A 26742-nucleotide genomic window follows, 5' to 3' on the forward strand; every position below is an offset into this window, starting at 1 on the left:
TGACCTCGCACGGCTGCCGGCCAGCGGCCGGCACTACCAGGCATCATCGGCACCACAAAAAACCCCCGGCTCTCACCGGGGGTTCTTCGTTTCAACGGGCTGCCGGCCAGCGGCCGGCACTACCCTCAGGCAGCGACCGTGTTGGCCACGTCCTGGTATTCCTCGATCTGGTCGAAGTTCATGTAACGGTAGATCTCGCTGCCGCTGGCGGCGATCACACCGATATCGGCCATGTACTCTTCCTTGGTCGGAATGCGGCCCAGGCGCGAGCAGATTGCCGCCAGTTCCGCCGAACCCAGGTACACGTTGGTGTTGCGGCCCAGGCGGTTCGGGAAGTTGCGGGTCGAGGTCGACATCGCGGTGGAGCCTTCGCGGATCTGCGCCTGGTTGCCCATGCACAGCGAGCAGCCCGGCATTTCCATGCGTGCGCCGGTCGCGCCGAAGGTGCCGTACACGCCTTCCTTGGTCAGCTCGGACGCATCCATCTTGGTCGGCGGGGCCACCCACAGGCGGGTCGGCAGGTCACGCTTGCCTTCCAGCAGCTTCGCAGCCGCGCGGAAGTGACCGATGTTGGTCATGCACGAACCGATGAACACTTCGTCGATCTTGGCGCCAGCAACTTCGGACAGGGTCTTCACGTCGTCCGGGTCGTTCGGGCAGGCCACGATCGGCTCGTGGATGTCGGCCAGGTCGATCTCGATGACGGCGGCGTACTCGGCGTCGGCATCCGGCTCCAGCAGCTCCGGGTTGGCCAGCCACGCTTCCATCTTCTCGATGCGGCGCTGCAGCGAGCGCGGATCCTGGTAACCCTCGGCAATCATCCACTTCAGCAGCGTGATGTTGCTGGTCAGGTACTCGATGATCGGCTCCTTGTTCAGGCGCACCGAGCAGCCGGCCGCCGAACGCTCGGCCGAGGCATCGGACAGTTCGAAAGCCTGTTCGACCTTCAGTTCCGGCAGGCCTTCGATTTCCAGGATGCGGCCGGAGAAGATGTTCTTCTTGCCAGCCTTGGCCACGGTCAGCAGGCCCGACTTGATCGCGTACAGCGGGATCGCGTTGACCAGGTCACGCAGGGTCACGCCCGGCTGCATCTTGCCCTTGAAGCGCACCAGCACCGACTCCGGCATGTCCAGCGGCATCACGCCGGTGGCAGCGGCGAAGGCAACCAGGCCCGAACCGGCCGGGAACGAAATGCCCACCGGGAAACGGGTGTGCGAGTCGCCGCCGGTACCGACGGTGTCCGGCAGCAGCATGCGGTTGAGCCAGCTGTGGATCACGCCATCGCCCGGACGCAGCGAGACGCCGCCGCGGGTGGAGATGAATTCCGGCAGGGTGTGGTGGGTCTTGACGTCCACCGGCTTCGGGTAGGCCGCGGTGTGGCAGAACGACTGCATCACCAGGTCGGCCGAGAAGCCCAGGCAGGCCAGGTCCTTCAGCTCGTCGCGGGTCATCGGGCCGGTGGTGTCCTGCGAGCCCACCGAGGTCATCTTCGGTTCGCAGTAGGTGCCCGGGCGCATGCCCTGGCCTTCCGGCAGGCCACAGGCGCGGCCAACCATCTTCTGCGCCAGCGAGAAGCCCTTGCCGGTGTCGGCCGGCTGCACCGGCAGGCGGAACAGGTCGGTCGGGGCCAGGCCCAGCGCTTCACGCGCCTTGCCGGTCAGGCCACGGCCGATGATCAGCGGAATGCGGCCACCGGCGCGCACTTCGTCGAACAGCACTTCGGACTTGACCTGGAACTCGGCGATCACTTCGCCGTTCTTCAGCGCCTTGCCATCGTACGGACGCAGCTCGACCACATCGCCGTGCTCCATCTTCGACACGTCCAGCTCGATTGGCAGCGCGCCGGCATCTTCCATGGTGTTGTAGAAGATCGGGGCGATCTTCGAACCCAGGCAGACGCCACCAGCGCGCTTGTTCGGGATGTACGGAATGTCATCGCCGGTCCACCACAGCACGCTGTTGGTGGCCGACTTGCGCGAGGAACCGGTGCCGACCACGTCGCCGACATAGGCGACCAGATGGCCCTTGTCCTTCAGCGACAGGATCTGCTGGATCGGGCCGCGCTTGCCGTCTTCTTCCGGGGTGAACGCGGCGTCGTCACGCTTGTTCTTCAGCATCGCCAGGGCGTGCATCGGAATGTCCGGGCGGGTGGTCGCGTCCGGTGCCGGCGACAGGTCGTCGGTGTTGGTTTCGCCCGGCACCTTGAATACGGTGACGGTCAGGCTCTGCGGCACTTCCGGGTTGCTGGTGAACCACTCGGCATCGGCCCAGCTCTGCATCACGGCCTGGGCGTTGGCGTTGCCCGCCTTGGCCTTTTCCTGCACGTCGTGGAAGGCATCGAACACCAGCAGGGTCTTCTTCAGCGCGTCGGCAGCGATGGCGCCAACGCTGGCATCGTCCAGCAGCTGCACCAGCGGCGCGACGTTGTAACCGCCCAGCATGGTGCCCAGCAGTTCGGTGGCGCGCTCGCGGCTGATCAGCGGGTTCTGCTCGCTGCCCAGTGCGATCGCGGCCAGGTACGAGGCCTTGACCTTGGCAGCGTCATCGACGCCGGCCGGCACGCGGTGGGTCAGCAGGTCGAGCAGGAACTCGGCCTCGCCCTGCGGCGGGTTCTTCAGCAGTTCGATGACATCGGCCGTCTGCTGCGCGGTCAGCGGCAGGGGCGGGATGCCAAGCGCAGCGCGCTCGGCGACGTGGTGGCGGTAGGCTTCCAACATGACAACTCCCGGGTAATGCGTAGGTTGAAAAAAAGTGGGCTCAGGCTTGCGGCACGATCAGCTTCAGGCCCTTGAAGTAGTCGCGATAAAACGTGTCGTTCCAGGTGATCAGGCCATCGCACTGCAGCAGGGCGTGCGCGCCGATCATGAATTCGTCCAGGCCACGGCGATGGCTGCCGCCGCGCTGGCGATGGCGGCGATGCATCTCACCCGCGCGCAGTGCCGACTTGGCTTCCAGCGCGTTGAAGTGCACGCCCATTTCTTCCAGCGCTTCCAGCACCTCGGCACCGCCGCGCAGGGCGGCACAGATCTCGGCCAGGGTCGCGCCGCAGACCACCACGCGGCCACCGACCAGGCTCTGCCGCAGGCAGGCTTCCACCGCATCGGCCTGCGGGCCGTTGCTGAGCAGTTCGACCAGCACCGGTGAATCGACGGCGATCATCACCGCTTACTCCTCGTCGCGCAGGTCGCGCACGGCCGCATCAGCCGATTCGAAGCCGTCCAGCGAGAACTTTCCGCGGGCGCGGGAGATCGCATCGTCCACGCTCTTGCGCAGGATGATCCGGCTGCCTTCCAGCTCCACCTTCAGCAAGGTGCCCTTGGTCAGGCCCAGCGCATCGCGCACTGCCTTGGGCAGGGTGATCTGTCCGCGTTCAGCAACGGTGGCTTCCATGGGGTACGCCTCAAAAAGTATGTATGAATTATACATACCCGTCGCATCCGGAACAAACCTCCCGATATGTGACCCTGATCCCGCGTCAGTCGCAGCCGGGGGTTAGACTCGCCCAGCAGCCCTGCTGCGCCCCGGCTGGACGCCCCGGCGTTCCAACCGCACCTATCCGCTCCATAAATAAGGAAGTTTCATGCGCGCGCTCGCCCTTGCCCTGATCCTCGCAGCCCCGCTGGCCGTTTCGACGACCTCCGCCCATGCCAACCCGTTCGGCGCCTACACCACCGGCATCGAGATCACCCAGCAGCAGATGGACACCCTGGAAGTGGGCAAGACCACCCAGGACAACATCCGTGAGAAATTCGGCGCCCCCGGCCGCCGCGAACAGCTGGGCGACACCCAGGTCTGGTACTACGACTTCGTGAAGATCAAGAGCTTCGGCAAGAACATCCAGGAAGCGACCGTACTGGAGTTCAACAAGCAGGGCGTGCTGACGGCCAAGTCCAAGAGCAACGCTGTCGGCAAGACCGGCAATCCGCTGATCGATGCCGCCAACGGCAAGTAAGTCCTGCAGCCGATGCATTCCTGGACGGGGCGCCCATGAGCGCCCCGTCTGCGTGCGGGCTGGCGCAAAAACGATGCACACGCTGACACGAAGGCTACACACACCGCTGTAACCTTGCGTTCCAAGCCTGCCGGGTCATTGCCGGGCGCTGGATCGCCGATACTGGGCAGGATCCGGGGCCGGAGTGCCACCGGCAAACGCAAGCAGGCCCGCCCATGCGGGCCACTGCAAGCCATCCGCAAGAGGAGTCATCCCGCATGAGCGATTCGTTCTCCACCCGCAGCCAGCTGGACGTCGGCGGCAAGACCTACGACTACTTCAGCCTGCCCAAGCTGGGCCAGCGCTTCGACATTTCCCACCTGCCCTACTCGATGAAGATCCTGCTGGAGAACCTGCTCCGGCACGAGGATGGCGGCGTCACCGTCGGCAAGGATCACATCGAGGCCGTCGCCCGCTGGCAGCCCAGCGCCGAACCGGATACCGAAATCGCCTTCATGCCCGCGCGCGTGGTCCTGCAGGACTTCACCGGCGTGCCCTGCGTGGTCGACCTGGCCGCGATGCGCGATGCGGTAGTCAAGCTCGGCGGCCGCCCCGAACAGATCAATCCGCTGATTCCCTCCGAACTGGTCATCGACCACTCGGTGCAGGTGGATGTGTTCGGCAAGCCCGACGCACTGGACCTCAACGGCAAGATTGAATTCCAGCGCAACCAGGAACGCTATGGCTTCCTGCGCTGGGGCCAGAAGGCCTTCGACAACTTCAAGGTGGTGCCGCCCAACACCGGCATCGTCCACCAGGTGAACCTGGAAAACCTGGCCCGCGTGGTGATGACCGCGGACAAGGACGGCAAGGCCGTTGCGTATCCGGATACCGTGTTCGGCACCGACAGCCACACCACGATGATCAACGGCATCGGCGTACTCGGCTGGGGCGTGGGCGGCATCGAAGCCGAGGCCGCCATGCTCGGCCAGCCTTCGTCGATGCTGATTCCGCAGGTGGTCGGCTTCAAGCTGACCGGCAAGCTGCCCGAAGGCGCCACCGCCACCGACCTGGTGCTGACCGTCACCCAGATGCTGCGCAAGCTCGGCGTGGTCGGCAAGTTCGTGGAGTTCTACGGTGATGGCCTGCAGCACCTGCCACTGGCCGACCGCGCGACCATCGGCAACATGGCCCCCGAATACGGCGCCACCTGCGGCATCTTCCCGATCGACAACGAATCGCTGACCTACCTGCGCCTGTCCGGCCGCAGCGAAGAGCAGATCGCCCTGGTCGAAGCCTACGCCAAGGCGCAGGGCCTGTGGCACGACGCCAACAGCCCGCATGCGCAGTACAGCACCACGCTGGAACTGGACATGGGCACGGTGAAGCCCTCGCTGGCCGGCCCCAAGCGCCCGCAGGACCGCGTGCTGCTGGAAGACGTGCAGAAGAACTACCGCGACGCGCTGGTCGGCATGACCGCCAACCGCGACAAGCGCAGCGAGGATGTCTCCACCTTCGTCAATGAAGGCGGCGGCGCCGCAGTGGGCAACGAGCAGCTGGCCAAGGGCTACGCCGACATCGAGATGGACGGCAGGAAGGTGCGGCTGAAGGATGGTGCGGTGGTCATCGCCGCCATCACCTCGTGCACCAACACCTCCAACCCGGCGGTGATGATCGGCGCCGGCCTGCTGGCCCGCAACGCGGCCGCCAAGGGGCTGGACCGCAAGCCGTGGGTCAAGACCTCGCTCGGCCCAGGCTCGCGCGTGGTCACCGACTATCTTGAAAAGGCCGGCGTTCTCACCGAGCTGGAGAAGATCGGCTTCTACGTGGTGGGCTATGGCTGCACCACCTGCATCGGCAACTCCGGCCCGCTGCCGACCGAAGTCAGTGCCGGCATCGCCAGTGGCGACCTGGTGGTGACCTCGGTGCTGTCGGGCAACCGCAACTTCGAGGGCCGCGTGCACCCCGAAGTGAAGATGAACTACCTGGCCAGCCCGCCGCTGGTGGTGGCCTACGCCATCGCCGGCACCACCGACATCGACCTGACCACCGAACCGCTGGGTATCGGCAGCGATGGTCAGCCGGTGTACCTGCGCGACATCTGGCCGAGCAACAAGGAGATCGGCGACGTCATCGCCGCCACCGTCGGCCCGGAGATGTTCAAGCAGAACTACGCCGACGTGTTCAAGGGCGATACCCGCTGGAACACCATCGCCTCGCCGGACGGTGACCTGTACGAATGGAGCGATGCGTCCACCTACATCAAGAACCCGCCCTACTTCGATGGCATGACCATGCAGGTCGGCAGCATCGATGATGTGCACGGCGCACGGGTGATGGGCCTGTTCGGCGATTCGATCACCACCGACCACATCTCCCCGGCCGGCAACATCAAGAAGGATTCGCCGGCAGGTCGCTTCCTGCAGGAGCGCGGCGTGCAGCCGGCCGACTTCAACAGCTACGGCAGCCGCCGCGGCAACGATGACGTGATGGTCCGCGGCACCTTCGCCAACATCCGCATCAAGAACCTGATGTTCGGTGGCGAAGAAGGCGGCAACACCCTGTACTACCCGGGCAACGGCGGCCAGCCGGAAAAGCTGGCGATCTACGATGCGGCGATGAAGTACAAGGCCGACAAGGTGCCGCTGGTGGTGCTGGCCGGCAAGGAATACGGCACCGGCTCGTCGCGTGACTGGGCCGCCAAGGGCACCCTGCTGCTGGGGGTGAAGGCGGTCATCGCCGAAAGCTTCGAACGCATCCACCGCTCCAACCTGGTCGGCATGGGCGTGCTGCCGCTGCAGTTCCGCAACGGCGAAAACGCACAGTCGCTGGGTCTGGATGGCTCGGAAGTGATCGATGTCACCGGCCTGCAGGATGGCGCCAGCAAGCGCGCCACGGTCACCGCGACCAAGGCCGATGGCACGAAGAAGACCTTCGAAGTCTCGGTGATGCTGCTGACCCCGAAGGAAGTGGAGTACTTCCGCCACGGCGGCCTGCTGCAGTACGTGCTGCGCCAGCTGGCTGCACGTTGATCGAACGTACTGCGTAGGTAGAGCCAGGCCATGCCTGGCTGCGACAAGACAAAAGGGCCGGATCCTCACAGATCCGGCCCTTTTCTTTGCTGCTCGCCGGGCGTGGCGGCCCGGCGCCACCTACCGTCGCGGCGCGTCCGGGTCGGTACGCAGCGCCTTCAGCAGGCCCCACATGTAGAACGCCAGGATGAATGAGAACGGCAGGCCGCACAGCACCACCGCCGTCTGCATCGCGCTGAAGTTGCCGGCCAGCAACAGGCCGACACTGGCCACGGTGATGCCCGCCGCCCAGAACACGCGCAGCCAGATCGGCGCGTCATGCCCATCCTCCACGCCATCATCGACACGCCGGGTACACAGGTTGGCGATCATCAGCGTGCCCGAATCGACCGGGGTCAGGAACAACACGAAACCAATGACCACTGCCGCACCAGCGATGTACGGCGCTGCGGGCAAGTATTCCAGCAGCTTGAACAGGGTCATCGCCGCATCGTGCTGAGCCACTTGGCCCAGCACCGCCTGGCCGTGGTTCAGCACCAGGTCGATGGCGGTGTTGCCGAAGATCGACAGCCACGCCAGCGTGAAACCCAACGGGATCAGCAGCACGCCCATGATCACTTCGCGGATGGTGCGGCCGCGCGAGATGCGCGCCACGAACAGGCCCACGAACGGCGCCCAGGCAATCCACCACGCCCAGTAGAACAACGTCCACGAGCCCATCCACTCACGCCCCTTCGGGTCGTTGAGGTACATGTCGAAGCTCTTGCGCACGAACGCGCCCAGGTAGTCGCCGGTGTTCTGTACCAGGCCATCGAACAGGTGCAGGGTTGGCCCGGTCACCAGCACGAACAGCAGCAGCAGGCACAGCAGGCGCACGTTGAGGTTGGACAACCAGGCGATGCCCTTCTCCACGCCGGCAACCACGCCGATGGTGGCCACGACCATCATCACCAGCACGATCGCCACCAGCACCTGCGGCGTATCCGGGATGTGGAACAGGTAGACCAGGCCGGACTGCACCACCAGCGCACCGATGCCGAGGTTGGTGACCATCGAGATCAGCGTCGCGAGGATGCCGAAGCCATCGACCATGTCGCCGATGCGGCCATGGATGCGCTCGCCGAAGATCGGGTACAGCGCCGAACGCAGGGCCAGCGGCAGGTTGCGGCGGTAGGCGAAGTAGCCCAGCGCCACGCCGACCAGCGCGTACAGCGCCCAGCCATGCAGGCCCCAGTGCAGGAAGGTCAGCACCATCGCTTCGCGGCCCGCGGCGACGGTGCCGCCGGGCTGCCCGGGCGGGTTGAGGAAATGGTCGAGCGGCTCGTAGGCGCCGTAGTACAGCAGCGCGATGCCGATGCCGGCCGAGAACAGCATCGACACCCAGGCCACGTAGCCGAACGCCGGCGATTCCTCGTTATGGCCCAGGCGGATGCGCCCATACGGCGAGAACGCCAGCCACAGCACGAAGCCCAGGCAGGCCACGATCAGCAGCATGTACCACCAGCCGAACGCCGCCGAGACCTCGGCCTGTGCCCATTGCAGCCAGTGCTCGCTGGCCTCCGGGAAAAAGACGGTCAACGCACCGAGGATGCCGATGGAGACCGACGAACTGAAGAACACGAAACGGTTCAAGCGCAGGGGCGAGCGCTTGGGATGAGCCAGGGAAGACATGGGGTCGTCTCATCAGTCCAGGGGGGCACATGGGCGGGGCCGGACCGGAAACCGGGCCCATGGCGTGGGGGCGCGACCGGCATCGTAGGGTTTATTGATTGAACGTTCAATCAATAAAAAGTATGATCTTCACCAGCCCGGCATTCCGGGTCGCAATCCGTGGAGAGACAATGCCGAAGAAAGGCGTGGAACCGGTCCGCCGCGAGCAGCTGATCCGGGCCACTTTCCAGACCATCGACGAGATCGGCATGGCCGATGCCACCGTCGCCACCATCGCAAGGAAGGCCGGCCTGTCCAGCGGCATCGTCGCCCACTACTTCGGCGACAAGGACGGCCTGCTCAATGCGGCGATGCGGCAGATCCTGCGCGAACTGAAGGCAGCCGTTGCCCGCTATCGCGACGCCGCCGCCGGCGACGCACGTTCACAGCTTCGCGCCATCGTCGATGGCAACTTCGACGACAGCCAGACCAACGGAACCGCCATGCGCGTATGGCTGACCTTCTGGGCCGCCAGCATGCATCAGCCGGAACTTGCGCGGCTGCAGCGCGCCAACGACCAGCGACTGTTCTCCAACCTCTGCCATCAGTTCAACCGCCAGTTGCCGCATGCACAGGCACGCCTGTCCGCACGCGGGCTGGCCGCGATGATCGACGGCCTGTGGCTGCGCGGCAGCCTGGTCGGTGGTGACTTCAACGCCGACAAGGCGCGCCGCATCGCCTACGGCTACATCGATTTCCAATTGCAGGCCAACGCGCCCTGAGCGCGCCACGACCCCGCCCCATCCCTTCCAGGAGCAAGCCGATGACCACCCTGCCCGTGCAACAGCTCTACATCCACGGCCGCCGCGTCGACGCCACCAGCGGCAAGACCTTCCAGACCGTCAACCCTGCCAATGGCCAGGTGCTGGCCGACGTGCAGATCGCCAGCCAGGCCGATGTCGAACGCGCCGTTGAAAGCGCCAGCGAAGGCCAGAAGGTGTGGGCAGCGATGACCGCCATGGAGCGCTCGCGCATCCTGCGCCGTGCCGTCGAGATCCTGCGCGAGCGCAACGACGAGCTGGCCCACCTGGAAACCCTGGATACCGGCAAGGCGCTGGCCGAAACCACCACGGTGGACATCGTCACCGGTGCCGACGTGCTGGAGTACTACGCCGGCCTGGCCACCGCCATCGAAGGCATCCAGCTGCCGCTGCGCGAATCGAGCTTCTTCTATACCCGCCGCGAGCCGCTGGGCGTGGTCGCCGGCATCGGCGCCTGGAACTACCCGATCCAGATCGCCATGTGGAAGTCGGCCCCGGCCCTGGCCGCCGGCAATGCAATGGTCTTCAAGCCGTCCGAAGTGACCCCGCTGACCGCGATCAAGCTGGCCGAAATCTACACCGAAGCCGGCGTGCCGGACGGCGTGTTCAACGTCGTGCAGGGCCCGGGCCGCGAGATCGGCAACTGGCTGACCGAGCACCCGGTGATCGAGAAGATCTCCTTCACCGGCGGCGTGGCCACCGGCAAGAAGGTCATGGCCAGCGCTGCGTCGTCGTCGCTGAAGGAAGTGACGATGGAACTGGGCGGCAAGTCGCCGCTGGTGATCTGTGACGACGCCGATCTGGACCGTGCCGCCGACATCGCGGTGATGGCCAACTTCTTCAGCTCCGGCCAGGTCTGCACCAACGGTACCCGCGTGTTCGTGCCGCGCAGCATGCTGGCCGCGTTCGAAGCTGCCGTGGTGGAGCGCGTCAAGCGCATCCGCATCGGCGACCCGATGGCTGAAGAGACCAACTTCGGCCCGCTGACCAGCTTCCCGCACATGGAAAACGTGTTGCGCTTCATCGAAAGCGGCAAGAGCGAAGGCGCGCGCCTGCTGACCGGCGGCGGTCGTGCCACCGACGGTGCCCTGGCCGACGGCGCCTACGTGCTGCCGACCGTGTTCTCCGACTGCCGCGACGACATGACGATTGTCCGCGAAGAGATCTTCGGGCCGGTGATGAGCATCCTCGCCTACGACGACGAGGACGAAGTGATCCGTCGCGCCAACGACACCACCTTCGGCCTGGCCGCAGGCGTGGTCAGCAAGGACATCAGCCGCGCACATCGCATCATCCATCGCCTGGAAGCCGGCATCTGCTGGATCAACACCTGGGGCGAGTCGCCGGCGGAAATGCCGGTCGGCGGCTACAAGCAGTCCGGCGTTGGCCGCGAGAACGGTATCTCCACCCTCGGCCACTACACCCGCATCAAGTCGGTGCAGGTCGAGCTGGGCGACTACGCCAGCGTGTTCTGACCGGCGCGCCCTGAGCACCGCCCATCGTCCGGCCACCGCGCCGATCCGACATTCCGCCGGGACGCCTGCATGCAGCGCGCCCGGCCTGCAGGAGAGCAACCATGAGCACCCATAACGAGTACGACTACATCATCATCGGCGCCGGTTCGGCCGGCAACGTGCTGGCCACCCGCCTCACCGAAGATGCCGATGTCAGCGTGCTTCTGCTGGAAGCCGGTGGCCCGGACTACCGGCTCGATTTCCGTACCCAGATGCCCGCCGCACTGGCCTTCCCGCTGCAGGGCCGCCGCTACAACTGGGCGTACAAGACCGATCCCGAGCCCTTCATGAACAACCGCCGGATGGATTGCGGTCGTGGCAAGGGCCTGGGCGGTTCGTCGCTGATCAACGGCATGTGCTACATCCGCGGCAACGCGATGGACTACGACAACTGGGCCGGCATGCCGGGCCTGGAAGACTGGACCTACCTGGACTGCCTGCCGTACTTCCGCAAGGCCGAAACCCGTGACATCGGCCCGAACGACTACCACGGCGGCGACGGCCCGCTGCGCGTCACCACGCCCAAGGCCGGCAACAACGAACTGTTCGCGGCGATGGTCGAGGCCGGCGTGCAGGCCGGTTACCCGCGCACCGACGACCTCAACGGCTACCAGCAGGAAGGCTTCGGCCCGATGGACCGCACCGTCACGCCGAAGGGACGCCGCTCCAGCACCGCGCGTGGCTACCTGGATATGGCCAAGCCGCGCCCGAACCTGACCATCGTCACCCACGCGCTGACCGACCGCATCCTGTTCTCGGGCAAGCGCGCAGTGGGCGTGCAGTGGCTGCATAGCGACCAGCCGCAGCGCGCCACCGCGCGCCGCGAAGTGCTGCTCTGCGGTGGTGCCATCGCCTCGCCGCAGATCCTGCAGCGCTCCGGCGTCGGCCCGGCCGACCTGCTGCGCAGCCTGGACATCGACCTTGTGCACCACCTGCCCGGCGTCGGCGCCAACCTGCAGGACCATCTTGAGATGTACCTGCAGTACGAGTGCAAGAAGCCGGTCTCGCTGGCCCCGGCACTGAAGCTGTACAACCAGCCGGCGATCGGCGCCGAATGGCTGTTCCTGGGCACCGGCATCGGCGCCAGCAACCAGTTCGAAGCCGGCGGCTTCATCCGCAGCGATGCCGAGTTCGACTGGCCCAACCTGCAGTATCACTTCCTGCCGGTGGCGATCAACTACAACGGCTCCAACCCGATCAAGGCGCACAGCTTCCAGATGCATGTCGGCTCGATGCGCTCGCCCAGCCGTGGCCGCATCCACGTGCGCTCGAAGGATCCGCGCGAAGATCCCAGCATCCTGTTCAACTACATGTCGCACGACCAGGACTGGCGCGAGTTCCGCTCGGCAATCCGGATCACCCGCGAGATCTTCGCGCAGCCGGCGTTGGCACCGTACAGCGGCCGCGAGATCTCGCCGGGCAGCGCGCTGCAGACCGACGCGCAGATCGATGCGTTCGTGCGCGAGCATGCGGAGACCGCCTACCACCCGTCGTGCTCGAACAAGATGGGCCACGCCGATGATCCGATGGCGGTGGTTGACGGCCAGGGCCGCGTGCACGGCCTGGAAGCCCTGCGCATCGTCGATGCGTCGATCATGCCGCAGGTGGTCACCGGCAACCTCAACGCACCGACCATCATGATCGCCGAGAAGCTGGCCGATGTAATCCGTGGCCGCGCGCCGCTGCCGCGCAGCACGGCTTCGTACTACAAGGCCAACGGCGCGCCGGTGCGCAACAAGAGCTGAGTCTCCGGCCATCGGAATCATCCGCCGGGCATGGCCCGGCGCTACCAGGCGAGCTTTGCCTTCGGTCGACGGGCATGGCCCGGCACTACGAGGCGAGCTTTGCCTTCGGTAGCGCCGGGCCATGCCCGGCGGCTTTTGGCGCATACGGCCGCGCAGTGTCCACCCTCTTCGCGTTTTCCCTACGGGACGGTATGCTGCGGAGAGCGGTTCTGGCGGATACTGTCCGCGCCGCACCCATCATTACGATTCCTGGAGGGGGAATATGAGTCTGGATCGTCCCTGGCTGCAGAGCTATCCGAAAGGCGTTCCCGCCGAAATCGACGTCAACGAGTTCCATTCGGTAGTTTCGGTCTTCGACGCCTCCGTCGCGAAGTACCGCGACCGACCGGCCTACTCCAGTTTCGGCAAGACCCTCACCTACGGTGAGACCGACGCCCTGGTCGAACAGTTCGCCGCTTACCTGCTGGGCGAGCTGAAGCTCAAGAAGGGCGACCGCGTCGCCCTGATGATGCCCAACTGCCTGCAATACCCGATCGCCACCTTCGGCGTGCTGCGTGCCGGCCTGACCGTGGTCAACGTCAACCCGTTGTACACCGCGCGCGAGCTGAAGCATCAGCTGGTCGATGCCGGCGTGACCGCGCTGGTGGTGGTGGACAACTTCGGCGACACCGTCGAACAGGTCATCGCCGATACCCAGGTCAAGCAGGTCATCACCACCGGCCTGGGCGACCTGCTCGGCGCCAAGGGCACGATCGTCAACTTCGTGCTCAAGTACGTCAAGAAGATGGTGCCCAACTACCATCTGAAGGGCGCGATCCGCTTCAAGCAGGCGCTCAAGCTGGGCAGCCGCCACACCCTGCCGAAGGTCGAGATCGACCATGACGACGTGGCGTTCCTGCAGTACACCGGCGGCACCACCGGTGTGGCCAAGGGTGCGATGCTGACCAACCGCAACCTGATCGCCAACATGCAGCAGGCCTCGGCCTGGATCAGCGCATCGGGCATCGAGATGGGCAAGGAATGGATCATCACCGCCCTGCCGCTGTACCACATCTTCGCGCTGACGGCGAACGGCCTGGTCTTCATGAAGTTCGGTGGCTGCAACCACCTGATCACCAACCCGCGTGACATGAAGGGCTTCGTCAAGGAGCTCAAGTCGGTGCGCTTCACCGCGATCACCGGCGTCAACACGCTGTTCAACGGCCTGCTCAACACCCCCGGCTTCGACACCGTCGATTTCTCCTCGCTGAAGGTGACCCTGGGCGGCGGCATGGCCGTGCAGCGTGCGGTCGCCGAGCGCTGGAAGAAGACCACCGGCGTCACCCTGGTCGAGGCCTACGGCCTGACCGAGACCTCGCCGGCGGCCTGCATCAACCCGCTTACCCTGGCCGAATACAACGGCTCGATCGGCCTGCCGATCCCCTCCACCGATGCCTGCATCAAGGACGACAACGGCAACATCCTGGCGCTGGGTGAAGTGGGCGAGCTGTGCATCCGCGGCCCGCAGGTGATGAAGGGCTACTGGCAGCGCCCGGAGGAAACCGCCAAGGCCATCGACGCCGACGACTGGCTGCACACCGGCGACATGGCGAAGATGGACGAGCACGGCTTCTTCTACATCGTCGACCGCAAGAAGGACATGATCCTGGTGTCCGGCTTCAACGTGTACCCCAATGAAGTCGAGGACGTGATCGCGATGATGCCGGGCGTGCTGGAAGTGGCCGCGGTCGGCGTACCGGACGAGAAGTCCGGCGAGGTGGTCAAGGTGGTCATCGTCAAGAAGGACCCGAACCTGACCGCCGAGATGGTCAAGGAGCACGCCCGGGCCAACCTGACCGGCTACAAGCACCCCAGAATCGTTGAATTCCGAAAAGAGCTGCCGAAGACCAACGTCGGCAAGATCCTGCGTCGCGAACTCCGCGATACGCCCGCCCCGTAAGGGTTTCGGGAAAGTTGAACGCGCTCAGGCCCGGGTCGGCAACGACCCGGGCCTTTTCGCATGCGCGGGCCCGGGGCCGGTGTAGCATCGCCGCGTGAGTGGACCGTTCGGCCCGCCGGCCACCACCTTGATCTGCGGGCCGCACCGCCGAGGACCCTTCCATGAGTACCATCGAAAAGCTGCCCAGCAGCGGCTCGCCCTATGCCACCATCCGCACCCAGGACAGCGCCGACGGCGCCGCACACTGGCTGTTCATGCACGCCGATGCCTCCACCGGCGTGCGTCCCTGCTGCCGCAAGGACATGCTGGACGAGATGTGGAGCTACATGAGCGCCATCACCCGCGGGCCGGCGCAGCGCCACAGCGGCCAGCTGCGCCATTTCGTGCTGGCCTCCGACGCCGCCGCCTACAACCTGGGCGGCGACCTTGACCTGTTCACCCGCCTGATCCGCGAAGGCAACCGCGACCTGCTGCTGACCTACGCCCAACGCTGCGTGGAGGGCGTTCACCACCTGCACACCGGCTTCGGCGGCGACGTCCGCTCGATCGCCCTGATCCAGGGCGATGCGCTGGGCGGTGGCCTGGAAATGGCCCTGGCCTGCCACACCATCGTGGCCGAGGAAGGGTGCGGCATGGGCCTGCCCGAAGTGCTGTTCGGCCTGTTCCCGGGCATGGGCGCCTACTCGTTCCTGTGCCGCCGGGTGGCGCCGCAGCTGGCCGAGAAGATCATCCTCGATGGCCGTATCTACAGCGCCGAGGAGATGCACGCGATGGGCGTGGTCGACGTGCTGGTCAGGAAAGGTGAAGGCCGCGGCGCGGTCGAAGAGATGATCCGCCAGCAGCAGCGCCTGCCGCAGTCGTACCTGGCAATGAATGCCGCGCGCAACCTGGCGCAGGCGGTCAGCTATGACGAACTGCTGGAAATCACCAAGGTCTGGGTCGATTCGGCACTGGCCCTGGGCGATCGTTCGCTGCGCACCATGGACCGTTTGATCAAGGCGCAGACCCGACGCGCCAATCTGGATGTGGCCTGATACGTTCCCCTCCCCCGCAGGGTTCAAGCCCGGCTGGCCACCGGGCTTTTTTTATGCGGCGCGCAGTCATCGACAACCCGCCGCGCAAGCCCGGCTCTACCGCTCGCCGTCGTCGGCCACGCCGCGTGCCTTGCGTTCGGCGCGCGCATCCAGCGCCTGCCGGCCTTCCTTGATGGCCCCCTGCAGCACCGCAAGACGCTGCCGCCATTCGGCCTTGAGCTGCCAGTCGGCCATCCGCATCAACTCACCGGCGCGGTTGGACGCGCGCACCAGGCCCAGATTGCTGGCCACGCCCTTGATCGCATGCGACTGCTCGCGGAAAGCACCCCAGCGTGCCGCTTCACCATCACCTTCGGCCTTGCGCAGGCACGACTCGGCATCGTCCAGGCACTGGCGGATGAACTCGCGCTCGAAACCCTCGCCCATTCCCAGCGAGGCCAGCTCATCAAGCACGCCGGTATCGAGCACGCCATCGAGGTTGGTGACGGTGCGCACGATCGGCGGCGCACTGGCCTTGAGCTGTGCGTTGTTGGCAATCTCGGCCAGGGTGTCCAGCAGTCGCACGGCCACCACGGGCTTGGCCAGGAACGCATGTGCACCGGCCTGGGTACAGCGCTGGATGGCTTCGGGAGTGACGTCGGCGCTGAGCACCAGCACCGGCGTGCGCGGGCCGCCGCCGGCCTGCATCACCCGCAGCTCCTTCAGCATGTCCAGGCCACTCATGCCCGGCATGTGCAGGTCGACGATGGCCGCATCGAACTCGCTTTCAGCCAGTGCGTCGAGCACCGCCTCGCCCCCATCGACGCACAGCACCTTGTGCCCGGCCTTCTGCAGCAGCCGCTGCAGCACCATGCGGTTGGCCTCGTGGTCGTCGGCGACCAGGATCTGCATGCTGCGCACGCGCGCGCGATGGCGCAGGAACGGATCGGCGAAGGCGATGACGTTGCCGCCGGCACCGGTTTCGTCGCCAGCAGCAAGGGTCGGTACCGCACCCGGGACCACCGGCTGCGGCGGCGCGAACGGCAGCTCCACCCAGAAGTGGCTGCCCTGCGGCGGGTTGTCCAGGTAACCGATCTCGCCGTCCATCGCTTCGACCAGCCCCTTGGCGATGGTCGTACCCAGACCGGTACCCTCATGGCGGCGGGCCATGCTGACGTCGGCCTGCTCGAAGGCCTCGAACAGACGCGGACGCATCGCCGGTGCAACGCCGATACCGGTGTCGAGAATGTCGAAGCGCAGCCGCACCCCACCCTGGGTGTCGGCGTGGACAACGCTGACGCGGATCTCGACCCGGCCGTGATCGGTGAACTTGACCGCGTTGCCGGCCAGGTTGAGCAGGATCTGCCGCAGATGCCCGACGTCGCCGCGCAGGGTCGGCGGCACGGTCTCGGCCACCTTCACCCGGTAGTCCAGGCGCTTGGCCTTGGCCTGCGGCAACAGGATCAGGCCGATCGCCTGCATCACTTCGGAAAGAACGAAATCCTCGGCGACCACGCGCAGCTTGCCGGCCTCGATCGCCGAGATGTCCAGCACTTCCTCGACCAGCGCCAGCAGGCTGCGCGATGACGCCTGGATGGTACTCACGCACTCACGCTGCTCGTCATCCAGGCGCGTGGTCGCCAACACTTCTGTCATGCCATTCAATCCATTGAGTGGGGTACGAAACTCGTGGCTCATGTTGGCCAGGAATCGACTCTTGGCTTCGCTGGCGCGCCGCGCCTCGGCCATCGCTTCGGTCAACTGCCGCAGCAGCGTGGAAAAATACAGGGGAACCGCCGCCAGGCCAAGCCACAGGCCGATGGCCAGGCGTGCGTTCTGTTGCCAATAGGGGGTCGACAGCGCGGTACTGCCGAAGCTGACCATCGCCATCGCCACGGCCACATACAGGTAGTGGTTGCCGAAGCGCATGCCGTTGCCCACCGTCACCCACATCACCACGATGTAGACCCACGACAGCGGCTCGCCCATCTGGATCATGCCGGCGGCTATCAGGCCGTAGTCGGCCAGCATGCCCAGTACGCGGCGCGGATCGGAACGCTGCGGCCGCCACAGCAGCCAGCCGAACAACAGCAGCGACAGACTCAGCCCGGTCAACACGATCGCCAGCACACCGACATACTGGGTGTGCGGCAGATCGTGCCGCGCCGAAGGCAGCAGCACGTAAGCCAGGATCAGGCTGATCAGGACGATGCGGACGATCTGCTGCCCGTGCTCGCTGTCCTGCCGCTGGGACAGGCGCAACCGCAATCGCGACAGCAGGCGTTTCACGCGCCCAGTCCCGGCCGTGCAGAGGCGGTGGAGTGCTCGGCGCAGATCTGTTCCAGCTGCTCACGGCCGCGCAGCAACGCGTCCACGCAACGCGGATCGAACAGGCGCCCGCGCTGGGCATACAGGTAGGCCATGGTGGCTTCCATCGTCCACGCTTCCTTGTAGGGGCGCGGCGAGATCAGCGCATCGAACACGTCGGCCACAGCGACGATGCGTGCCTCCAGCGGAATCGCATCGCCGACCAGGCCATCGGGATAACCACTGCCGTCGTAGCGCTCATGGTGACGCAGCGCGATCAATGCACCGACCTGGATGAAGCGGTTCTGGCTGCCGCTGAGCAGTTCATGGCCAATGCGTGGATGCCGTCGCATGATCGCCAGCTCCTCATCATTGAGCTTGCCCTGCTTGAGCAGCACCGCATCGGGAATGGCGATCTTGCCCATGTCGTGCAGCGGCGCGGCCATCTCGATCAACTTGACGTCGTCTTCCGGCAGGCCCAGCTGTTCGGCGATCAGGCCAGCCACACGCGCCATGCGCTCAAGGTAGGCACTGGTGCCGGCATCACGGAACTCGATCGCACGCGCCAGCCGCGAAAGCGTCTCGCGCTCGCGCTCCTCCACCTCGTGCATGCTGGCCAGCAGCCGCTGCTCCAGCGACAGCGCACGCTGCTTCACGTTCTCGGTCTGCTGGCGCAGCTGCAACAGGTTGTAGCAGCGTGCGCGCAGTTCGCGCGGGCGGATCGGCTTGACCAGGAAATCAATCACGCCGGCTTCCAGTGCTGCCTGGCGGATCGGCTCATCACCCACCACGGTGATCAGGATCACCGGAATATCGCGATGTTTAGGCAGCCGGCGGAAGCGGCGGGCGAATTCCAGCCCGTCCATCTCCGGCATGCGGTAATCGAGAAGCAGCAGGTCGACCGGGTACGATTCGCACCATGCCAACGCCGTCAACGGATCGCCGAAGTCATGCACGCTCAGTTCCGGCGCGATGTCCTCGATGACGTGACGGAGCATCGTCCGTGCGGAAGTCTGGTCATCGACGATGACGATGTTCAAGGCGTTCTCTGCCTGCTTTCTCGACCATGCTGAAAGGTCAGCGGGCGAGGATACCCCGCCGCTGTGCACGCTGGCACCCTGCATCGGCTCGACTCCCGTCACAAGCTCCCCGATTCATGATCGTCGTCACAATGTGAAGCGGATTCTCCACATCGCGGCCTCCCCTGACCCCATGAAGCCATAGCCGGTGTCAAGGTTGTGCAATAACGATACGCCGAGTGCGGGATGCGTCAATGGCGCCGTCTCAAACCGAGACGACGCGCACAAACGGACGCCGAAAACGCCGGTTACTGCTCCGGACGCATGTACGGGAACAGCAGCACGTCGCGGATCGAGCTGCTGCCGGTCAGCAGCATCACCAGGCGATCGACGCCGATGCCAAGGCCGCCGGTCGGCGCCATTCCGTACTCCAGCGCACGGATGTAGTCGGCGTCGTAGTGCATGGCCTCGTCATCGCCGCCTTCCTTCGCCGCCACCTGCGCCTGGAAGCGCTGGGCCTGGTCTTCCGGGTCGTTCAGCTCGGAGAAGCCGTTGGCCAGCTCCTTGCCGTTGACGAACAGTTCGAAGCGGTCGGTATAGCCCGGATCGTTGTCGTTGGCGCGGGCCAGCGGCGAGACCTCCACCGGGTGATCGGTGATGAAGGTCGGCTGGATCAGGGTGTGCTCGACGGTGGCTTCGAAGATCTCCAGCAGCAGCTTGCCCCAGCCGTAGGACGGCTTGACGCGGATCTTCAGGCGCTCGCAATGGCGCAGCAGCGCGTCACGGTCGGTGCAGTCGGCCGCGGAGATTTCCGGGTTGTGGTGGCGCACCGCCTCGTCCATGCGCCAGCGGCGGAACGCCGGGCCCAGGTCGATGTTGGCGCCGTCCCACTCGACCACGGTGGTGCCGTTCACCGACTGTGCCACGTCACGGATCACGCCTTCGGTCAGGTCCATGATCTCGTTGTACGTGGCATAGGCCTCGTACAGTTCCATCATGGTGAATTCCGGGTTGTGGCGGGTGCTGACGCCTTCGTTGCGGAAGTTGCGGTTGATTTCGTAGACGCGTTCCAGGCCACCGACGGTCAGGCGCTTGAGGTACAGCTCCGGCGCAACGCGCAGGTACAGGTCAAGGTCCAGCGCGTTGTGGTGGGTGGTGAACGGCTTGGCCGCCGCGCCGCCGGGGATGTAATGCATCATCGGCGTTTCGACTTCGAGGAAGTCGCGGTTGTCCAGCCATGCACGCATCGCACGGATGATCTTCGAGCGCTTGATGAAGACCGCGCGCGACTCCGGCGTCACGATCAGGTCGACGTAACGCTGGCGATAACGCTGTTCGACGTCGGCCAGGCCATGCCACTTGTCCGGCAGCGGGCGCAGCGACTTGGTCAGCAGACGGATCGATTCGGCCTTGACCGACAGCTCGCCGGTCTTGGTGCGGGTCAGGCCACCTACGACAGCGATGATGTCGCCCACGTCCCAGCCCTTGAAGGCGGTGTAGGCATCGCCCAGCACGCTGCCCTGCAGGAACAGCTGGATGCGGCCCGATTCGTCCTGGATCTGGGCGAAGCTGGCCTTGCCCATGACCCGCTTGGCCATCAGGCGACCGGCCATCTTCACCTGGCGGCCGTTGCCTTCCAGGGTTTCGGCGGTCCACTGCTCCGTATCGGCGAATTCTTCCTGCAGGCTGCCGGCGAAGTCCTCGCGACGGAAGTCGTTCGGATACGCGATCCCCTGCCCGCGCAGCGCTTTGAGTTTCTCACGGCGCTCGGCGATCAACTTGTTTTCGTCGACGGGGGGGGTATCGGTAGCTTCGCTCATGGATCTGCGGGAATCGTGTAGTGAGGGGGAGTGTTGCGCCCGGCGCAGCCGGTTGCCCAGCATACCAAAAGCGCCCTGTCCCGGCCTCGGGCCGCCCCTGCTCCGGTAGCCGCCAACCTTGGTTGGCGCTCACCGTGTCGACCAAGGTCGACACCTACCGGGCTCGGGGGGCGACACCTACCCGTTTCCCGGGAATGCCTGCCGCAGCTCATCCACCAGCACCCGCTGGTTCTCCGAATAGTCCACCGGCACCGACACCAGATGCACGCCGCCCGCGGTGAAGGCCGCTTCCAGGGTCGGAATGAACTGCTCGATCGCCGTCACCTCGTGCCCCTGGCAGCCATAGGCCTCGGCGTATTTGACGAAATCCGGATTGCCGAAGGTCATGCCGTAGTCGGCGAAACCATCCACCGCCTGCTTCCAGCGGATCATCCCGTAGGCGCCGTCGTTGAGGATCAGCACTACCAGGTTCAGGCCCAGCCGCCGCGCGGTCTCCAGCTCCTGGCTGTTCATCATGAAACCGCCATCGCCACACACCGCCAGCACGCGGCGCTGCGGGTACAGGATCGAGGCCATGATCGCCGACGGCAGCCCCGCGCCCATCGTTGCCAATGCGTTGTCCAGCAGCAGCGTATTGGCCACCTGGGTACGGTAGTTGCGCGCGAACCAGATCTTGTACATGCCATTGTCCAGCGCCACGATGCCGTCCGGCGGCATCACCTGGCGCACGTCATGCACCAGCCGCTGCGGCGTGAAACCGGCCTCTTCGGCGCGGTCGGCGATGTGCTCCAGGATCGTCGCGCGCAGCGGCAGCAGTGCAGCGGCGTTGTCCACCCTGCCCTCGATACGGTCGGCCAGCAGGGTCAGCGAGCGGCCGATATCGCCGATCACCTCCACCTGCGGGAAGTACACCTGCTCCACCGCGGCCTGCGAGTAGCCGATGTGGATGACCGTGCGGCCACCCGGGCGCATCACGAAGGGCGGCTTCTCCGTCACCTCGTGGCCAATGGTCACGATCACGTCGGCCTGATCGATGGCCATGTGCACGTAGTCGCGCTCGCTCAGTGCCGCCGTGCCCATGTACAGGCCCGAGCCACCGGCCACCGCGCCCTTGCCCATCTGCGTGGTGACGAACGGGATGCCGGCCCGCAGCACGAAGGCCGACAGCGCTTCGCTGGACTGCGGTCGCGACGCCGCCGACGCGATCACCAGCAGCGGACGCTTGGCCTCGCGGATGATCTGCGCCGCACGGTCCAGCGCCTCGGGACTGGCGATCGGCCGATCCACCGGGTGTGGCGGGATCAGTGCAACGTCCTCGACCTCCATCGCCGCGATGTCCTCGGGCAGTTCCAGCAGCACCGGCCCGGGGCGCTCCTCCAACGCCGTGCGGAAGGCCTCGCGGACGATGGTGGGGATGGTGCGCGCCGAAACGATCTGCCGCGCCGACTTGGTCAGTGGCTTCATCGTGCTGACGATATCCACGATCTGGAAGCGCGCCTGCTTGCTGGCCACGATGCCCTTCTGCCCGGTGATCATGATCACCGGCCACGCGCCGAGCAGTGCGTAGGCGGCACCGGTGGTGAAGTTCAGTGCACCCGGGCCGAGCGTGGCCAGGCACACGCCGGGCTTGCCGGTCAGGCGGCCGTAGGTGGCGGCCATGAACACGGCAGCCTGTTCGTGGCGGGTGATGACCAGCTCGATGCTGGAATGGCGAAGCGACTCGACGACATCGAGGTTCTCTTCACCGGGAATGCCAAAAATGCGCTCGACGCCCTCGTTTTCGAGTGCGGCGACGAGCAGATCGGAACCCTTGGACATGGAATGACGTCCTTCTCGCAGTGCGTGATGATGGAACGTTGCAGGGATGCTGACAGGAACGGTGGATGGCCCGCGTCAACGGCGGTCGAACCACACCGTCTGCGCGTTGACGAACTCGCGGATGCCGAAGTGCGACAGCTCGCGGCCGAAGCCGCTCTTCTTCACTCCGCCGATCGGCACGCGTGGATCGGAGGCAGAGAAACCGTTGACGAACACGCCACCGGTCTGCAGCCGGCGCGCCAGCTGCATCGCGCGGGCGTGGTCGCCGGTCCACAGATTGCCGCTCAGCCCGAACTCGCTCTGGTTGGCCAGTTCCACCGCATGGTCGGCGTCGCGCGCGCGGCTGATCGACGCCACCGGCCCGAAGGTCTCGGTGTCGAAGGCCTGCATGCCCGGCTCGACGCCCGCCAGCACGGTGGGTGCATAGAAACTGCCGGGGCGATCGAGCTGCTTGCCGCCCACGAGCAACTGCGCACCGGCCTCGACCGACGCACGCACCTGTGCATCAAGCTGTTCAAGCAGGTCCTGCCGGGCCATCGGTCCGATCCGGTTGCCGGCCTCGCGGCCATCGCCCACGATCAGCGCCTGCACGCGCTCGCAGAACAACGCCACGAAACGCTCATACACGGCGTCTTCGACGATGATGCGCTTGCCGGCAATGCACACCTGCCCGGTGTTCTGGAAGCGCGAGGCCACCGCGGCATCGACCGCTGCCTCCAGGTCGGCGTCGGCCAACACGATGAATGGATCCGAGCCACCCAGCTCCAGCACCACCTTCTTCAGCGCCTGCCCGGCCTGCGCGGCGATGCTGCGCCCCGCGGCGACGCTGCCGGTCAGGGTCACGGCAGCGATGCGGTCATCGGCGATGGCGGCACTGGTTCCCTCGCGGCTGATGTTGGCGGCGATGAAGGTGCCGTCGGGCAGGCCCGCGTCGCGCCACGCAGCGGCGAGCAGCCCGGCGGTGCCGACGATGTTTTCGGCCGGCTTCAGCAGGAAGCCGTTGCCGCCCATGAGGATCGGCACGGCCGCGCGCATCACCTGCCAGTACGGGAAATTCCACGGCATGATGCCGAGCACAACGCCCAGCGGCAGGTAGGAGACATAGGCCTTGTTGTCGGCCACCGCGGTGGGCTCATCGCGCAGGAACGCCGCACCGTTGTCGGCGTACCAGTCACACAGCACCGCGCACTTCTCGATCTCGGCCAGCGACTCGGCGTGGACCTTGCCCATTTCGGCAGTGGCCATCGCGGCCAGCGGTTCACGGTCGCGGCGCAGCACGGCAGCCATCGCACGCAGCACGCTGGCGCGTTGTTCCAGTGACTGCGCGCTCCAGGCTGCAAAACCGGCCTGGCCGCGGTCGAGGATGGCTTCCAGTTCGACGTCGGTGGCGAAGGGGTGGCTGGCGATCTGCTGGCCGGTCGCCGGATCGCGGGAAATGGCAGCGGGGGCTGCGGGAGAAGCGGACATGCAGGTCTCCTGTTGTCTCGACAACGGGCGGCTGCCCGTTTCCTGACAACGAATGTGGACCCGATCGATGGCAGCAACAAGGCGTCTGCGTATCCTGTGACCTGTACTTACCTGCCTGAATGGGGTTGATCGGCAGGGCTGCGCCCTGGTACGCGCCATCGCATGCGCGCTGCCGCTCCCACGCTTCGCTACGCGAACCGCGGGCCCCACTTACCAGCCCCCATACCCCCGCCGCTTCGCGGCCGCCCCCTGACTCAGGGGGCTCTTCTCCAGACCCAACCCGGCGCCTCCAGTAGATCCACGCCATGCGTGGATGAATTTCCATCGAGATCGACTATCTCGAATTGAAACCGAAAAGCATCCACGCATCGCGTGGATCTACCGTGTCGACCAAGGTCGACACCTACCAACAGCAGCGGAGATCTGTCAGAGGTGGGGCGGTGTCGGAGTGCGGGGTGTCAGCCGCATGGATGCGGCTGCCAAGCCTACACGGACGTACTTGCGGCGTCCCCGCACTCCGACACCGCCCCGCCACCCCACGGAAAGCCCGCTGTTGCTGTTGCTGTTGCTGTTGAGGTTGCCGGCCAGCGGCCGGCACTACAGCAGGTGCAGGGCGCAGCCCTGCCGACCAACCTACCTTCGCGGCAGGTAGGTCACCAGTGACAGGTCATGCCGGCTCTCCGGCACCAGCGCCACGTACTGCAGGTCCAGCAGCCCGCGCGTGGGATGGTTCAGCTTCTTCGCACCTTCGTCGAAACGACGCACATCGTGCTCGGGCCACCACTGGCGGAACTGCTCGCTGTGCGCACCGATGTCCTCGGCCAGTGCCAGGAACGGCGCCTTGTCCGGCGCCTGCGCCATCGCCGCGCGGAAGCTGGCCAGCAGCCCGCGGGTCATTTCTTCCCAGTTGAGGATCAACGTGCGGTAAGGCGGATACAGGAACATCAGCCGCAGCGTGTTGCGTTCGTGCGGCGCCAGCTGACCGTAATCAACAAACAGATCGGCGATGGCCGGGTTCCAGGCCAGGATGTCGAATCGGGTATTGCGCACGTAGGCCGGGATCGGCTGCATCGCCTCCACCAGCTGGCGCAGGCCGTCGGTCACCGTCTCGTCGGGCGATTCCAGCGGCACGCCATAGCCGGACAGCGCGAACGCGTAGGCGCGCTCGTCGTCGCTCAATCGCAGTACCTGCGCCAGGCGCTCCAGCACCTCGGGCGAGGCGCGCACTTCGCGGCCCTGCTCGATCCAGGTGTACCAGCTGACACTGACCCCGATCGCCAGTGCGACTTCCTCGCGCTTCAGGCCCGGCGTGCGTCGGCGGCCGGCTGGCAGCCCCAGCGTTGCTGGGTCGACCCGCGCACGGCAGGCCTTGAGAAAGCCTCCCAGTTCCTTGCGTTCGGCTTCACTGCGCATCATCGCCCTGCCCTGCAGGTTTCAACGGCGTTGCGGGACGCCGAAGACGTCCCGCAACGCAGGGCCCGGGCAGCGGACGGTACCGCTGTCGCCGGGCACGCATCAGGCATCGATGCGCTTGGAGCCGACCGCCAGGCCGGCCTTCAGGCTGGCCTCGACGAACTCGTCCAGGTCACCGTCGAGCACCTTCTGCGTATCCGAACGCTCGATGCCGGTGCGCAGGTCCTTGATACGGCTCTGGTCGAGCACGTAGTTGCGGATCTGGCTGCCCCAGCCGATATCGGACTTGGTGGCTTCCACCGCATCACGCTCGGCGTTGCGCTTCTGGATCTCCAGCTCGTAGAGCTTGGCGGCCAGCATCTTCATCGCGTTGTCGCGGTTCTGGTGCTGGCTGCGGCCGGTCTGGCAGGCCACGACCGTGTTGGTCGGGATGTGGGTGATACGCACCGCCGACTCGGTCTTGTTGACGTGCTGACCACCGGCACCGGACGAGCGGTACACGTCGGTCCGCAGATCGGCCGGGTTGATGTCGATTTCGATGTTGTTGTCCACTTCCGGCGACACGAACACCGAGGTGAAGCTGGTATGGCGGCGGTTGTCCGAGTCGAACGGCGACTTGCGCACCAGGCGGTGCACGCCGGTCTCGGTCTTCAGCCAGCCGTAGGCGTAGTCGCCTTCCACGCGCAGCGTGGCCGACTTGATGCCCGCGACGTCGCCACCGGACACTTCCATCAGCTCGGTCTTCCAGCCACGCGATTCACACCAGCGCAGGTACATGCGCAGCAGGATCTCGGCCCAGTCCTGGGCTTCGGTACCACCGGCACCGGCCTGGATGTCGACGAACGCCGGAGCGTTGTCCATCTGCCCGGAGAACATGCGCTGGAATTCCAGCTTCTCCACGTGCGCCTGGTGCTTGTCCAGGTCGGCCACCACGGCCAGCGCGGTGTCCTCGTCCTGCTCGGACTCGGCCAGCTCCAGCAGTTCGGTGGCGTCGCTCAGGCCTTCCAGCACCGCGGCGATGCCGCCCACGGTCTTTTCCAGGGTCGAGCGCTCGCGCCCCAGGTTCTGGGCGTATTCGGCGTTGTTCCAGACGTCGGGGCTTTCCAGCTCCCGCGTTACTTCCTCAAGACGCTCTTTCTTGGCGTCGTAGTCAAAGATACCCCCGGAGCGACAACACGCGATCGGTCAGATCGGCGATGCGCTGGCGGACAGGATTCAGTTCGATCATGTCGGCGGTTATGCATTCAAAAGAT

18 protein-coding genes are annotated in these 26742 nt (G+C 65.8%); 7 read left to right on the forward strand and 11 right to left on the reverse strand.

Going from position 1 to position 26742, the window contains the following annotated elements; translation table 11 throughout:
* Positions 1 to 125 precede the first annotated feature (125 nt).
* From acnB to J2X70_RS03380, 3 genes are read right to left on the reverse strand one after another with little or no spacing between them, the layout of a single operon-like run.
* Positions 126 to 2717 (reverse strand): bifunctional aconitate hydratase 2/2-methylisocitrate dehydratase, encoded by a 2592-nt coding sequence (acnB, locus tag J2X70_RS03370; RefSeq protein WP_105163998.1) that lies wholly within the window; start codon positions 2715 to 2717, stop codon positions 126 to 128.
* A 40-nt stretch (positions 2718 to 2757) separates the two neighbouring features.
* Positions 2758 to 3159, reverse strand: coding sequence for a type II toxin-antitoxin system VapC family toxin (locus J2X70_RS03375; protein ID WP_025878956.1), 402 nt, complete (start codon positions 3157 to 3159; stop codon positions 2758 to 2760).
* A gap of 6 nt (positions 3160 to 3165) precedes the next feature.
* Positions 3166 to 3390, reverse strand: coding sequence for an AbrB/MazE/SpoVT family DNA-binding domain-containing protein (locus tag J2X70_RS03380; protein ID WP_025878955.1), 225 nt, complete (start codon positions 3388 to 3390; stop codon positions 3166 to 3168).
* A gap of 190 nt (positions 3391 to 3580) precedes the next feature.
* Between J2X70_RS03380 and bamE the strand changes: the two genes are divergently transcribed.
* A complete protein-coding gene (gene bamE, locus J2X70_RS03385; RefSeq protein ID WP_025878954.1) occupies positions 3581 to 3952 on the forward strand; it encodes an outer membrane protein assembly factor BamE in 372 nt (123 codons plus the stop codon).
* Positions 3953 to 4209: 257 nt separating this feature from the next.
* Positions 4210 to 6963: an aconitate hydratase AcnA gene (acnA, locus tag J2X70_RS03390; protein WP_309908940.1), complete on the forward strand. Its 2754-nt coding sequence runs from the start codon at positions 4210 to 4212 to the stop codon at positions 6961 to 6963.
* Positions 6964 to 7083: 120 nt separating this feature from the next.
* On the opposite strand, the gene J2X70_RS03395 is transcribed toward acnA, so the two are convergent.
* On the reverse strand, positions 7084 to 8634 hold the full coding sequence (locus J2X70_RS03395; protein ID WP_025878952.1) for a BCCT family transporter: 1551 nt from the start codon (positions 8632 to 8634) through the stop codon (positions 7084 to 7086).
* A gap of 170 nt (positions 8635 to 8804) precedes the next feature.
* On the opposite strand from J2X70_RS03395, the gene betI reads away from it, so the two are divergent.
* From betI to J2X70_RS03420, 5 genes are all read left to right on the forward strand, one after another.
* Positions 8805 to 9395 (forward strand): transcriptional regulator BetI, encoded by a 591-nt coding sequence (gene betI / locus J2X70_RS03400; RefSeq protein ID WP_025878951.1) that lies wholly within the window; start codon positions 8805 to 8807, stop codon positions 9393 to 9395.
* Positions 9396 to 9436: 41 nt separating this feature from the next.
* A complete protein-coding gene (gene betB / locus J2X70_RS03405; protein ID WP_088101334.1) occupies positions 9437 to 10909 on the forward strand; it encodes a betaine-aldehyde dehydrogenase in 1473 nt (490 codons plus the stop codon).
* Between the two features lie 101 nt (positions 10910 to 11010).
* Positions 11011 to 12693, forward strand: a complete 1683-nt coding sequence (gene betA / locus J2X70_RS03410; protein ID WP_309908943.1) for a choline dehydrogenase — start codon at positions 11011 to 11013, stop codon at positions 12691 to 12693.
* Positions 12694 to 12955: 262 nt separating this feature from the next.
* The gene (locus tag J2X70_RS03415) at positions 12956 to 14632 is read left to right on the forward strand and encodes a long-chain fatty acid--CoA ligase (RefSeq protein WP_059064111.1); all 1677 of its coding nucleotides are present in this window, start codon (positions 12956 to 12958) and stop codon (positions 14630 to 14632) included.
* A gap of 161 nt (positions 14633 to 14793) precedes the next feature.
* Positions 14794 to 15666: a crotonase/enoyl-CoA hydratase family protein gene (locus tag J2X70_RS03420; RefSeq protein WP_025878947.1), complete on the forward strand. Its 873-nt coding sequence runs from the start codon at positions 14794 to 14796 to the stop codon at positions 15664 to 15666.
* Positions 15667 to 15762: 96 nt separating this feature from the next.
* Here the strand turns inward: J2X70_RS03420 and J2X70_RS03425 are convergent, their stop codons facing one another.
* The 7 genes from J2X70_RS03425 to prfB form a co-directional block, all read right to left on the reverse strand.
* A complete protein-coding gene (locus J2X70_RS03425; RefSeq protein ID WP_032975476.1) occupies positions 15763 to 17934 on the reverse strand; it encodes a response regulator in 2172 nt (723 codons plus the stop codon).
* Positions 17931 to 19076 (reverse strand): two-component system response regulator, encoded by a 1146-nt coding sequence (locus J2X70_RS03430; RefSeq protein WP_025878945.1) that lies wholly within the window; start codon positions 19074 to 19076, stop codon positions 17931 to 17933. The genes J2X70_RS03425 and J2X70_RS03430 overlap by 4 nt, the downstream gene beginning before the upstream one ends.
* Before the next feature lie 203 nt (positions 19077 to 19279).
* Entirely contained in the window at positions 19280 to 20791 is a 1512-nt protein-coding gene (gene lysS, locus J2X70_RS03435) for a lysine--tRNA ligase (protein ID WP_309908946.1), read from the reverse strand.
* A gap of 177 nt (positions 20792 to 20968) precedes the next feature.
* Positions 20969 to 22609 (reverse strand): acetolactate synthase large subunit, encoded by a 1641-nt coding sequence (locus J2X70_RS03440; RefSeq protein WP_025878943.1) that lies wholly within the window; start codon positions 22607 to 22609, stop codon positions 20969 to 20971.
* 75 nt (positions 22610 to 22684) lie between these two features.
* Positions 22685 to 24076, reverse strand: a complete 1392-nt coding sequence (locus J2X70_RS03445) for an NAD-dependent succinate-semialdehyde dehydrogenase (RefSeq protein WP_309908948.1) — start codon at positions 24074 to 24076, stop codon at positions 22685 to 22687.
* Between the two features lie 633 nt (positions 24077 to 24709).
* Positions 24710 to 25492, reverse strand: a complete 783-nt coding sequence (locus J2X70_RS03450; protein ID WP_025874707.1) for a helix-turn-helix transcriptional regulator — start codon at positions 25490 to 25492, stop codon at positions 24710 to 24712.
* A 99-nt stretch (positions 25493 to 25591) separates the two neighbouring features.
* A protein-coding gene (gene prfB / locus J2X70_RS03455) for a peptide chain release factor 2 (protein WP_099783880.1) occupies positions 25592 to 26717 on the reverse strand; the annotation gives its coding sequence in 2 pieces (ribosomal slippage) (positions 25592 to 26641 and positions 26643 to 26717; 1125 coding nt in all).
* Between the last annotated feature and the right edge of the window lie 25 nt (positions 26718 to 26742).

This window comes from Stenotrophomonas sp. 1337 (genome assembly GCF_031455455.1).
GTDB lineage: Bacteria > Pseudomonadota > Gammaproteobacteria > Xanthomonadales > Xanthomonadaceae > Stenotrophomonas > Stenotrophomonas indicatrix.